This is a genomic window from Streptomyces sp. CB01580 (assembly GCF_001905795.1).
In the GTDB taxonomy this organism is placed as follows: Bacteria; Actinomycetota; Actinomycetes; order Streptomycetales; family Streptomycetaceae; genus Streptomyces.
The window spans coordinates 134,676-145,648 of the sequence record NZ_LIXJ01000019.1; the positions used below are offsets into that span (position 1 = coordinate 134,676).

At 69.9% G+C, this 10,973-nt stretch carries 12 protein-coding genes; 4 read left to right on the forward strand and 8 right to left on the reverse strand.

Features of this window, described 5'->3' with window-relative positions:
- Positions 1-29 precede the first annotated feature (29 nt).
- A complete protein-coding gene (locus AMK22_RS25090) occupies positions 30-1,172 on the forward strand; it encodes a cation diffusion facilitator family transporter (RefSeq protein ID WP_073788539.1) in 1,143 nt (380 codons plus the stop codon).
- Positions 1,173-1,307: 135 nt separating this feature from the next.
- Here AMK22_RS25090 and AMK22_RS25095 read toward each other — a convergent pair whose 3' ends face one another.
- Genes AMK22_RS25095 through AMK22_RS25130 form a run of 8 tightly spaced genes read right to left on the reverse strand, consistent with a single transcriptional unit; the run spans position 1,308 to position 7,911 of the window.
- The gene (locus AMK22_RS25095; RefSeq protein WP_384419208.1) at positions 1,308-1,682 is read right to left on the reverse strand and encodes a metal-sulfur cluster assembly factor; all 375 of its coding nucleotides are present in this window, start codon (positions 1,680-1,682) and stop codon (positions 1,308-1,310) included.
- Positions 1,679-2,134: a Fe-S cluster assembly sulfur transfer protein SufU gene (sufU, locus tag AMK22_RS25100; RefSeq protein WP_073788541.1), complete on the reverse strand. Its 456-nt coding sequence runs from the start codon at positions 2,132-2,134 to the stop codon at positions 1,679-1,681. Before sufU ends, AMK22_RS25095 begins: the two co-directional genes overlap by 4 nt.
- A gap of 24 nt (positions 2,135-2,158) precedes the next feature.
- Positions 2,159-3,415 (reverse strand): cysteine desulfurase, encoded by a 1,257-nt coding sequence (locus tag AMK22_RS25105; protein ID WP_073788543.1) that lies wholly within the window; start codon positions 3,413-3,415, stop codon positions 2,159-2,161.
- A complete protein-coding gene (gene sufC / locus AMK22_RS25110) occupies positions 3,412-4,176 on the reverse strand; it encodes a Fe-S cluster assembly ATPase SufC (protein WP_073788545.1) in 765 nt (254 codons plus the stop codon). Before sufC ends, AMK22_RS25105 begins: the two co-directional genes overlap by 4 nt.
- Positions 4,177-4,183: 7 nt before the next feature.
- On the reverse strand, positions 4,184-4,501 hold the full coding sequence (locus AMK22_RS25115) for a bifunctional 3-phenylpropionate/cinnamic acid dioxygenase ferredoxin subunit (RefSeq protein ID WP_073788547.1): 318 nt from the start codon (positions 4,499-4,501) through the stop codon (positions 4,184-4,186).
- Positions 4,501-5,682: a Fe-S cluster assembly protein SufD gene (gene sufD, locus AMK22_RS25120; protein ID WP_073788549.1), complete on the reverse strand. Its 1,182-nt coding sequence runs from the start codon at positions 5,680-5,682 to the stop codon at positions 4,501-4,503. The genes AMK22_RS25115 and sufD overlap by 1 nt, the downstream gene beginning before the upstream one ends.
- A gap of 58 nt (positions 5,683-5,740) precedes the next feature.
- Positions 5,741-7,162 (reverse strand): Fe-S cluster assembly protein SufB, encoded by a 1,422-nt coding sequence (gene sufB, locus AMK22_RS25125; RefSeq protein WP_073788551.1) that lies wholly within the window; start codon positions 7,160-7,162, stop codon positions 5,741-5,743.
- Positions 7,159-7,911 (reverse strand): helix-turn-helix transcriptional regulator, encoded by a 753-nt coding sequence (locus AMK22_RS25130; protein ID WP_073788553.1) that lies wholly within the window; start codon positions 7,909-7,911, stop codon positions 7,159-7,161. The genes sufB and AMK22_RS25130 overlap by 4 nt, the downstream gene beginning before the upstream one ends.
- A gap of 188 nt (positions 7,912-8,099) precedes the next feature.
- Between AMK22_RS25130 and AMK22_RS25135 the strand changes: the two genes are divergently transcribed.
- The 3 genes from AMK22_RS25135 to AMK22_RS25145 all read left to right on the forward strand — a co-directional run bounded on the left by AMK22_RS25135 (position 8,100) and on the right by AMK22_RS25145 (position 10,923).
- Positions 8,100-9,026 carry an ABC transporter ATP-binding protein gene (locus tag AMK22_RS25135; RefSeq protein WP_073788555.1) on the forward strand — a complete coding sequence of 309 codons (927 nt, stop codon included), beginning with the start codon at positions 8,100-8,102 and terminating at the stop codon, positions 9,024-9,026.
- Positions 9,023-9,790, forward strand: a complete 768-nt coding sequence (locus AMK22_RS25140) for an ABC transporter permease (RefSeq protein WP_073788557.1) — start codon at positions 9,023-9,025, stop codon at positions 9,788-9,790. Before AMK22_RS25135 ends, AMK22_RS25140 begins: the two co-directional genes overlap by 4 nt.
- A 119-nt stretch (positions 9,791-9,909) precedes the next feature.
- Positions 9,910-10,923, forward strand: a complete 1,014-nt coding sequence (locus AMK22_RS25145; RefSeq protein WP_073788559.1) for a COX15/CtaA family protein — start codon at positions 9,910-9,912, stop codon at positions 10,921-10,923.
- The last annotated feature ends 50 nt before the right edge of the window (positions 10,924-10,973 follow it).

Sequence of the window (10,973 nt, forward strand, 5' to 3'; positions counted from 1 at the left end):
AATCGGATTCGTGTGCCACCGTGAACCGTATGGAGGGGAATGGGCACACTCACGCACACGACCGCCACGAGCACGGCCGGCTCCCCGGCCACGGCCACGACGGCCGGCACGGCCACGCAGCGAACCGCACCCACAGCCACGGCCGCACGCCCGGCGAGGCCGGACACGGCGTCTCCCGCACCGCGCGTCCGCGGCACCGGCTCGCGCACCTCGTCACGCCGCACGGCCACGAAGCGGCCGGCAAGGTCGACACAGCGATGGAAGCCTCCCGCGAGGGTATGCGCACGCTGTGGATCTCGCTGGTCGTCCTCGGCGCCACGACCGTCGTCCAGGCCGTCGTCGTCGCCCTGTCGGGGTCGGTGGCCCTGCTGGGCGACACCGTCCACAACGCCGCCGACGCGCTGACCGCCGTCCCGCTGGGGATCGCCTTCCTCCTCGGCCGACGGGCGGCGAACCACCGCTACACCTACGGTTACGGCCGGGCGGAGGACCTGGCCGGCGTCCTGATCGTCGCGACCATCGCCGCCTCCGCCGTCCTGGCCGCCTGGGTGGCGGTGGACCGGCTGCTCCACCCCCGCGACATCACCCACCTGTGGGCCGTCTCCGCCGCCGCGCTCATCGGTTTCATCGGCAACGAATGGGTGGCCCGCTACCGCATCCGCACCGGGCGCCGCATCGGTTCCGCCGCGTTGGTCGCCGACGGCCTGCACGCCCGGACCGACGGATTCACCTCGCTGGCCGTCCTGCTGGGCACGGGCGGCGCGGCGCTCGGCCTGCCCGCCGCCGATCCCGTGGTCGGCCTGCTCATCGCCGTGGCCATCCTGATGGTCCTCAAGGACGCCGCCCGCGAGGTCTGCCGGCGTCTGATGGACTCCGTCGACCCCGGCCTCGTCACCGCCGCCCACTCCGCCCTGCGGAACGTCGACGGCGTACTGGACACGGGGCGGGTGCGGATGCGGTGGATCGGCCATGAGCTGCGCGCCGAGACCGAGGTCGTGGTCGATCCACGGCTGACCGTCGTCGAGGCCCACCGCATCGCCGTCGCCGCCGAGCACGCCCTCATCCACGCCGTGCCCCGGCTGACCGCCGCGACCGTGCACATGGACCACGCCCCCGTCGCGGGAGACCCGCACGCCGTCCTCGCCCACCACGGCGAACGGCCCCCGGTGTGAACCGGAGGCCGTTCGTCGGTCGGTACGGATGTCACGCGCCATCCCGCGGTGCCGCATCGTGCGACGCGGCACGGTACCGAACGCCGTGACGCGTACGGGGTGACACGCAAGGGGGGTGCGTGCGACGCGGTGGGATCAGACGTTGAAGCCCAGCGCGCGCAGCTGTTCCCGCCCGTCGTCCGTGATCTTGTCCGGACCCCACGGCGGCATCCAGACCCAGTTGATCCGCAGCTCGTTGACGATGCCGTCGGTCGCCGACTTCGCCTGGTCCTCGATGACGTCGGTCAGCGGACAGGCCGCGGACGTCAGGGTCATGTCGAGGGTGGCGATGTTGGCGTCGTCGATGTGGATGCCGTAGATCAGCCCCAGGTTGACGACATCGATGCCCAGCTCGGGGTCGACGACGTCGTACAGGGCCTCGCGGACCTCCTCCTCGGAGGCCGGCTTGGTCACCGGAGTCTCTTCGGAGGTCACCGGGGTCTCCTCGGAAGTCACCGTGTTCTCGCTCATGCCGTCTTCCCTTCGGACAGCGCCTTCGCCGTCGCGTCCTTCCACGCCATCCAGCTCAGCAGCGCGCACTTCACCCGGGCGGGGTACTTGGAGACACCGGCGAACGCGACGGCGTCCTCCAGCACCTCCTCCATGGCGTCGTCCGGCTCCAGCTGGCCCTTCGACTGCATCAGCTCCAGGAAGGCCTCCTGGATCTTCTGCGCCTCGCCCAGTCCCTTGCCGACCAGGAGGTCGTTCAGCACGGACGCACTGGCCTGGCTGATGGAGCAGCCCTGACCCTCGTACGAAATGTCGGCGATGGTCTCGCCGTCGTACTTCACCCGGAGAGTGATCTCGTCGCCGCACGTCGGGTTGACGTGGTGCACCTCGGCGTCGCCGTCCCGCAGGCCGCGCCCGTGGGGGTGCTTGTAGTGGTCCAGGATCACTTCCTGGTACATGGAATCAAGCTTCACCAGTCACCCTCAGCCGCTCGTCCCTCATCCGAAAAAGTTCCGTACGTGCTCCAGGCCGGCCACCAGGGCATCGACCTCGGCGGGCGTGGAGTACAGATAGAAAGACGCTCGCGTCGTGGCGGGAATTCCGTACCGCAGACAGACCGGCCGTGCGCAGTGGTGTCCGACCCGGACCGCGATGCCCTGCTCGTCGAGCACCTGGCCCACGTCGTGCGGGTGGATGTCGCCGAGCGTGAAGGAGATCGTGGCGCCGCGGTCCTCGGCCGTCGCCGGACCGATGATCCGCAGGTCGGGGACCTCCAGCAGCCGCTTCACCGCGTACTCGGTGATCGCCTGCTCGTGGCGGTGGATCTTCTCCATGCCGATCGACGAGAGGTAGTCCACGGCCGCGCCGAGGCCGACGGCCTGCGCGATCGGGGGCGTACCGGCCTCGAACTTGTGCGGCGCGGGGGCGTACGTCGACGAGTGCATCGAGACGGTTTCGATCATCTCGCCGCCGCCGAGGAACGGCGGCAGGTCCTCCAGGAGCTCCTGCCGTCCCCAGAGCACGCCGATGCCGGTCGGGCCGACCATCTTGTGGCCGGTGAAGGCCACGAAGTCGGCCTGGAGCGCCTGCACGTCGAGCACCATGTGCGGGGCCGCCTGCGAGGCGTCGATGCAGACCAGCGCGCCGACCTGCTGGGCGCGGCGGACGATCTTCTCGACCGGGTTGATCGTGCCCAGGATGTTCGAGACCAGCGTGAAGGTGACGATCTTCGTCTTCTCGGTGATGATCTCGTCGATGTCGGACAGGTCGAGGCGGCCGTCGTCGGTGATGCCGAACCACTTCAGCTTCGCGCCGGTGCGCTGCGAGAGCAGCTGCCAGGGCACGATGTTGGAGTGGTGCTCCATCTCCGTGGTGACGATCTCGGTGTCGTGGTCCACCCGGTAGGGCTCGTCGGCCCAGCCGAGCATGTTGGCCACGAGGTTCAGCGACTCGGAGGCGTTCTTGGTGAAGATCACCTCGTCGCGGCTGGGCGCGTTGATGAACGCGGCGACCTTGTCACGGGCGCCCTCGTACAGCGCCGTGGCCTCTTCCGCGATCGTGTACACACCGCGGTGCACGTTGGCGTTGTGGCGCTCGTAGTACTCGTTGAGTGCGTCGAGGACCTGGCGCGGCTTCTGCGAGGTCGCCGCGCTGTCCAGGTAGACGACCTTCTTCCCGTCGTGGACCGTGCGATCCAGCAGAGGGAAGTCCTTGCGGATCGCCTCGGTGTCGAGGAGGCCCGGCAGCTGTGTCACGCGGAAGCGCCACCCTTCACGTATGCCTCGTAGCCCTCGTTCTCCAGCTTGTCGGCGAGCTCGGCACCGCCGGACTCGGCGATGCGGCCGTTGGCGAAGACGTGCACGAAGTCGGGCTTGATGTAGCGGAGGATCCGCGTGTAGTGCGTGATCAGCAGCGTGCCGACCTCGCCGGTCCCACGGACCCGGTTGACGCCCTCGGAGACGATCCGCAGGGCGTCGACGTCGAGACCGGAGTCGGTCTCGTCGAGGATCGCGACCTTCGGCTTGAGGAGCTCCAGCTGGAGGATCTCGTGGCGCTTCTTCTCACCGCCGGAGAAGCCCTCGTTGACATTGCGCTCGGCGAAGGCCGGGTCGATCTGGAGCCGCTCCATGGCCTCCTTGACCTCCTTCACCCAGGTGCGCAGCTTGGGCGCCTCGCCGCGGACGGCGGTGGCAGAGGTGCGCAGGAAGTTGGAGACCGAGACGCCGGGGACCTCGACGGGGTACTGCATCGCGAGGAACACGCCCGCGCGGGCGCGCTCGTCGACGGTCATCTCCAGGACGTCCTCGCCGTCCAGGGTCACCGAACCGCCGGTGACCGTGTACTTGGGGTGACCCGCGAGCGAGTACGCGAGGGTGGACTTGCCGGACCCGTTGGGGCCCATGATGGCGTGGGTCTCGCCCTGCTTCACGGTCAGGTCGACGCCCTTGAGGATCTCCTTCGTGGCGTTGTCGGCCTCGACGGTGACGTGCAGGTCGCGGATTTCAAGCGTTGCCATGGGTGACTCAGGACTCCTGGGTGACGGAGACGAGCACATCGTCCCCTTCGATCTTGACGGGGTATACGGGGACGGGGCGCGTCGCGGGAAGGCCGGACGGCTTGCCGGTGCGGAGGTCGAAACTGGAGCCGTGCAGCCAGCACTCGATCATGCAGTCCTCCACCTCTCCCTCGGACAGCGAGACGTTCGCGTGCGAGCAGATGTCGTTGATCGCGAACACCTCGCCCTCGGTACGGACGACGGACACCGGGACGCCGTCGAGCTCCACACGCTTCGGGGTGTCCTCTTCCAGCTCACTGAGCGTGCAGACTTTGACGAAGGCCATCAGACGGACGCCTTCAGCTCGGTCTCGATCTTGTCGAGCAGCCGCGCCTCGACGTCCGGCAGACCGATCTGCTGGACGAGCTCGGCGAAGAAGCCGCGTACGACGAGCCGACGGGCCTCCTCGGCCGGGATGCCGCGCGCCATCAGGTAGAACAGCTGCTCGTCGTCGAAGCGGCCGGTCGCGGAGGCGTGGCCGGCGCCGACGATCTCGCCGGTCTCGATCTCCAGGTTCGGCACGGAGTCGACGCGCGCGCCGTCCGTGAGGACGAGGTTGCGGTTCATCTCGTAGGTGTCGGTGCCCTCGGCGACGGCCCGGATCAGCACGTCGCCGATCCACACCGCGTGCGCGTCGTCGCCCTGGAGCGCGCCCTTGTAGGCGGCGTTGGACTTGCAGTGCGGGCTGTTGTGGTCGACCAGGAGGCGGTGCTCCTGGTGCTGGCCCTTGTCGGTGAAGTAGAGGCCGAACAGCTCGGCCTCGCCGCCGGTGCCCGCGTAGCTGACGCGCGGGTGGAGGCGGACGAGGTCGCCGCCGAAGGTGACGACGATCGACTTGAACGAGGCGTCCCGGCCCACCAGGGCGTTGTGCTGGCCGACGTGGACCGCGCTCTCGTCCCAGTCCTGCACGGAGACGACGGTGAGCTTCGCGCCGTCGCCGAGGACGTAGTCCACGTTGGCGGCGAGCACCGCGTCACCGGTGTGGTCGATGACGACGACGGCCTCTGCGAAGGCACCCAGCTCCACGACCTGGTGGCCGAAGGCCACCCCGCCCTCGCCGTGCACCGCGATGCGGATCGGCTCGGTGAGCACGGCCTCCTTGGGGACCGTGACCACGGACGCCTGCTCGAAGGACGAGTACGCCTGGGCGGCGACGCGGTCCACCGGGGTGCCGGCCAGGCCGAGCCGGGAGTCGTCGCGGCCGACGGTCTCGACCGTGACGCCCTCGGGAGCCTCGATGGCGACCTTGACGCCGTCGCCGGTGGCCACCGCAGTGCCGTCGTGCAGCCCGCGCAGCCGGTCCAGCGGCGTGAACCGCCACTCCTCCTCGCGGCCGTGCGGGACCGGGAAGTCCGCGACGTCGAAGGACGGCGGCGCGCTCATGCGCGTGGCGACGGTCGATTCGGCGGCCACCGCGATGGAACCGGTGGTGGTGGATCCCGCCGGGATGTTCTGAGCCTCAGCCATGGCTGTCGTAGTGCTCGCTTTCTCAGTGAAGTGTCCGGGGATTCGGTCGTCGGCCGGGTCAGCCGACCGAACCCTCCATCTGCAGCTCGATCAGCCGGTTGAGTTCGAGCGCGTACTCCATCGGCAGTTCCTTGGCGATCGGCTCGACGAAGCCGCGCACGATCATCGCCATCGCCTCGAACTCCGTCATACCGCGGCTCATCAGGTAGAACAGCTGGTCCTCGGAGACCTTGGAGACGGTCGCCTCGTGCCCCATGGACACGTCGTCCTCACGGACGTCGACGTACGGGTAGGTGTCGGAGCGCGAGATCGTGTCGACCAGCAGCGCGTCGCAGAGCACGTTCGACTTCGCGCCCGGAGCGCCCTCGCCGATCTCGATCAGACCGCGGTAGGAGGTGCGGCCGCCGCCCCGCGCCACCGACTTGGAGACGATGTTGGAGGAGGTGTTCGGCGCCATGTGGACCATCTTGGCGCCGGCGTCCTGGTGCTGGCCCTCGCCCGCGAAGGCGATGGACAGGGTCTCGCCCTTGGCGTGCTCGCCCATCAGGTAGACGGCCGGGTACTTCATGGTGACCTTGGAGCCGATGTTGCCGTCGACCCACTCCATGGTCGCGCCCTCGTAGGCCACGGCCCGCTTGGTGACCAGGTTGTAGACGTTGTTCGACCAGTTCTGGATCGTCGTGTAGCGGCAGCGGCCGCCCTTCTTCACGATGATCTCGACGACCGCGGAGTGCAGCGAGTCGGAGGAGTAGATCGGGGCGGTGCAGCCCTCGACGTAGTGGACGTACGCGTCCTCGTCGACGATGATCAGCGTCCGCTCGAACTGACCCATGTTCTCCGTGTTGATACGGAAGTACGCCTGGAGCGGGATGTCGACGTGGACGCCCTTGGGCACGTAGATGAACGAGCCGCCGGACCACACGGCCGTGTTCAGCGAGGCGAACTTGTTGTCGCCGACCGGGATGACGGTGCCGAAGTACTCCTTGAAGAGCTCCGGGTGCTCCTTCAGCGCCGTGTCGGTGTCGAGGAAGATGACGCCCTGCGACTCCAGGTCCTCACGGATCTGGTGGTAGACGACCTCCGACTCGTACTGCGCGGCGACACCGGCGACCAGGCGCTGCTTCTCCGCCTCCGGGATGCCGAGCTTGTCGTAGGTGTTCTTGATGTCCTCGGGCAGGTCCTCCCAGGACTCCGCCTGCTTCTCCGTGGACCGCACGAAGTACTTGATGTTGTCGAAGTCGATGCCCGACAGATCGGAGCCCCAGGTGGGCATGGGCTTCTTGTCGAAGAGCCTGAGGCCCTTGAGGCGCAGCTTCAGCATCCACTCGGGCTCGTTCTTCTTCGCCGAGATGTCGCGGACGACATCCTCGGAGAGCCCGCGCTTGGCCGCGGCGCCTGCCGCGTCGGAGTCGGCCCAGCCGAATTCGTACGTGCCCAGCCCCTCGAGTTCGGGGTGGGCAGTCTCCGTGGGGAGCGTCATGCGGGGTTCCTCCCGGCCTTGCTTGCAGATGCTGAATGAGTGGTCTTCGGTGCTGCGCGGCGACCGCTGCGCGGGATGTACGTCGTGCACACCTCGTCGCCGTGGGCGATGGTGGCCAGACGCTGCACATGCGTGCCGAGAAGGCTGGAGAAGAATTCCGTCTCCGCCTCGCACAGCTGCGGATACTGCTCGGCGACATGAGCGACCGGGCAGTGGTGCTGGCACAACTGCTCGCCCTGTTGCGGGCCGGGCGCGCTACGCGCCGTAGCAGCGTACCCGTCGGCGGACAAGGCCTTGGCCAACGCCTCGGTGCGCGCATCGGGATCCGCGGCCTCGATCGCCGCCCGGTACGCCTCGGCCTGGGCCGCGATCCTGGCCCGGGCGAAGGCGGCGACCGCGGCCTCGCCCGAGGTCTCGGCGATCCACCCCAGGGCGTCCGCCGCGAGCTTGTCGTAGGACTGGTCGAAGGCGTCCCGTCCGTAGTCGGTCAGGGCGAACGCCTTGGCCGGGCGGCCACGCGTCCGTGCGCCGTAGACCCGCTGCTCACGGGCCTCGACGACGCCGTCCGACGCGAGGGCGTCGAGATGGCGGCGGACCGCGGCCTGGGTGAGACCGAGGCGCTTGGCCAGCTCGGCGACGGTGGACGGGCCGTGGTCCAGGATGGAGCGCGCGACCCTGTTGCGCGTCGAACGCTCGCCGGTCGCGAGTTCCTCCTGGGGTGTCTCCCGCTTGGTCTCGCCGTTTTTCACAACGCCATTGTTGCGTAATTAATCCGGCCCTGACAACCACGGTCCGGAACGATCTACGGTGCGCTTCATCACTTAGGGTCACCTAATCCACCCCCGGAGACCGGGCCGCGAGCCCCTCCCGACGGGGGTCCGGCCGTTCGCCCCCGCGCCCGCCGGGGGCGAACGGGCAGCCCTTAGACTTACCGGCCATGAAGAGCGAGCCGGTCGTCCAGATCCGCGGGCTGGTGAAGCGGTACGGCCGCAGGACCGCGGTGGACGGCCTCGACCTGAGCGTCCGCGCCGGTACGGTCACCGCCGTCCTCGGCCCCAACGGCGCCGGCAAGACCACCACCGTCGAGACCTGCGAGGGCTACCGCCGCCCCGACGCCGGGACGGTGCGGGTCCTCGGCCTCGACCCGGCCGCGGACGCCGCCCGGCTGCGCCCCCGGATCGGCGTGATGCTCCAATCCGGTGGCATCTACTCCGGGGCACGCGCGGACGAGATGCTCCGCCACATGGCGAAGCTCCACGCCCACCCCCTGGACGTCGACACGCTGATCGACCGCCTCGGCCTCGGCACCTGCGGCCGCACCACCTACCGCAGGCTCTCCGGCGGCCAGCAGCAGCGCCTCTCCCTGGCGATGGCCGTGGTGGGCCGCCCCGAGCTGGTCTTCCTCGACGAGCCGACCGCCGGGCTCGACCCGCAGGCCCGCCGCTCCACCTGGGATCTCGTGCGCGAGCTGCGCGCCGACGGCGTGTCCGTCGTCCTGACCACGCACTTCATGGACGAGGCCGAGGAGCTCGCCGACGACGTCGCCGTCATCGACGCGGGCAGGGTCATCGCCCAGGGCAGCCCCGAGGCACTCTGCCGCGGCGGCGCCGAGAACACCCTGCGCTTCACCGGCCGCCCCGGCCTCGACCTGGGCTCCCTGCTCAAGGCACTGCCCGACGGCGCGGAGGCGGCCGAGCCCACCCCGGGCACCTACCGCATCACGGCCGACGTCGACCCGCAGCTGCTGGCCACCGTCACCTCCTGGTGCGCGCAGCACGAGGTGATGCCGTCCGGCATCTCCGTCCAGCGGCACACCCTGGAGGACGTCTTCCTCGAACTGACCGGCAAGGAGCTGCGCGCATGAGCGCCGGTACGTACGCCCCGCGGCCGGGCGCCGCGCCGCTCTCCCGGATGATCGCCGCGCAGGCGGCGCTGGAGACGCGGATGCTGCTGCGCAACGGCGAGCAGCTGCTGCTGACCGTGATCATCCCGGCGCTGCTGCTGGTGCTGTTCAGCGCGGTCGACGTCGTGGACACCGGCGCGGGGCGGTCCGTGGACTTCCTGACGCCCGGCGTCCTGGCGCTCGCCGTGATGTCCACGGCCTTCACCGGCCAGGCCATCGCCACCGGTTTCGAGCGGCGCTACGGGGTGCTCAAGCGGCTCGGCGCCTCGCCGCTGCCGCGCTGGGCGCTGATGACGGCCAAGACCCTCTCGGTGCTGGTCACCGAGGTGCTGCAGGTGGGGCTCCTGACGGTGATCGCGTTCGCGCTGGGCTGGTCGCCGCACGGCGACCCGTTCGCCGTGGCGCTGCTGCTGGTGCTCGGCACCGCCGCGTTCTCCGGGCTCGGGCTGCTGATGGCCGGGACGCTGAAGGCGGAGGCCACGCTGGCCGCGGCCAACCTGGTCTTCCTGCTGCTGCTGGTCGGCGGCGGGGTGATCGTGCCGCTGGACAAGTTCCCGGAAGCGGTGCAGTCGGCGCTCGGGCTGCTGCCCATCGCGGCCCTGTCGGACGGGCTGCGCGACGTCCTCCAGCACGGCGCCGGGATGCCGTGGGGCGATCTCGGTGTGCTGGCGGTGTGGGCGGTGCTCGGGCTGGGCGCGGCGGCGAAGTTCTTCCGCTGGGAGTGAGCCGGACGGGTGCGGGGGCGCCCGCGTCCGGGTGCTCGACGTGAGTCCTCGGCAGCGCTCCGTCGCCGTTTCGCGCTACTCGTCCCCCTCGTGAAAGCTTGCACAAGCCGCCGCCTACGATGGTGCGCGTGCCCAAGCTGACCCGAGCCGAAGTCGCTCAAGCCGCGCGGAACCCGCTTCTCTACATCGCCGAACGGTGGACGCCGACGGAACGCATCGTCCGTCGTGCCGTCCTGTCGGCCGTCGTCATGTCCGTCGTCATCGTCGTCACCGGCGGTGCGGTACGGCTGACCGGTTCCGGCCTCGGCTGCCCCACCTGGCCCAAGTGCACCGAGGACAGCCTCACCGCGACGAGCGAGATGGGCTTGCACGGCGTCATCGAGTTCGGCAACCGCATGCTGACGTACGTCCTGTGCGCGGCCGTCGGCTGGGCGATCATCGCCGCTCGCTCGGCGAAGCCCTGGCGGCGCAGCCTCACCCGGCTCGGCTGGGCGCAGTTCTGGGTGGTCATGGGCAACGCTGTGCTCGGCGGCATCGTGGTGCTGGTCGGCCTCAACCCGTACACGGTCGCGGCGCACTTCCTGCTCACCACGGCGCTGCTCACCGTCGCGATGGTGATGTGGCAGCGGATCGGCGAGGGCGACGAAGCGCCCCGGCCGCTGGTGGGCAAGGCGGTGTCCCAGCTGACCTGGCTGCTCGTGGTCGCGGCGGGGCTGCTGATCGCGGTCGGCACGGTCGTCACGGGCGCCGGACGGCACGCGGGCGACTCCAGCGACGTCCCCCGCATTCCGGTGGACTGGCAGATGGTCGCGCAGCTGCACGCCGACCTGGCCTGGGTCGTGGTGGCACTGACCGTCGCCCTCTGGTTCGCGCTGAAGGCCGTGGACGCACCGGTCGGCCCGCGGAGCCGGGCCCGCGACCTGTTCCTGGTGCTGCTGGGGCAGGGCGTGATCGGCTACGTCCAGTACTTCACGGACACCCCGGAGATCCTGGTCGGCCTGCACATGTTCGGTTCGTGTCTGGTGTGGATCGCGGTGGTGCGGGTGCTGCTGTCGCTGCGCGAGCGCCCGGTGGCCGTACCCGCGGTCCCCGGCCCCGCCGTCGAGAAGCCGGAGCCGGCCGCCGCGGGCTGAGCCGGGGCGGGCCCTCGTGGGCCCTGCCGTACGTCTGTACGCCGATGCCG

Excerpts from the sequence above, each read along its gene's own strand:
- AMK22_RS25090 (WP_073788539.1), top strand. The coding sequence starts at position 30 with ATGGAGGGGAATGGGCACACTCACGCACACGACCGCCACGAGCACGGC.
- AMK22_RS25095 (WP_384419208.1), bottom strand. The coding sequence starts at position 1,682 with ATGAGCGAGAACACGGTGACTTCCGAGGAGACCCCGGTGACCTCCGAA.
- sufC (WP_073788545.1), bottom strand. The coding sequence starts at position 4,176 with ATGGCAACGCTTGAAATCCGCGACCTGCACGTCACCGTCGAGGCCGAC.
- AMK22_RS25115 (WP_073788547.1), bottom strand. The coding sequence starts at position 4,501 with ATGGCCTTCGTCAAAGTCTGCACGCTCAGTGAGCTGGAAGAGGACACC.
- sufD (WP_073788549.1), bottom strand. The coding sequence starts at position 5,682 with ATGGCTGAGGCTCAGAACATCCCGGCGGGATCCACCACCACCGGTTCC.
- sufB (WP_073788551.1), bottom strand. The coding sequence starts at position 7,162 with ATGACGCTCCCCACGGAGACTGCCCACCCCGAACTCGAGGGGCTGGGC.
- AMK22_RS25135 (WP_073788555.1), top strand. The coding sequence starts at position 8,100 with ATGAAGAGCGAGCCGGTCGTCCAGATCCGCGGGCTGGTGAAGCGGTAC.
- AMK22_RS25140 (WP_073788557.1), top strand. The coding sequence starts at position 9,023 with ATGAGCGCCGGTACGTACGCCCCGCGGCCGGGCGCCGCGCCGCTCTCC.
- AMK22_RS25145 (WP_073788559.1), top strand. The coding sequence starts at position 9,910 with ATGGTGCGCGTGCCCAAGCTGACCCGAGCCGAAGTCGCTCAAGCCGCG.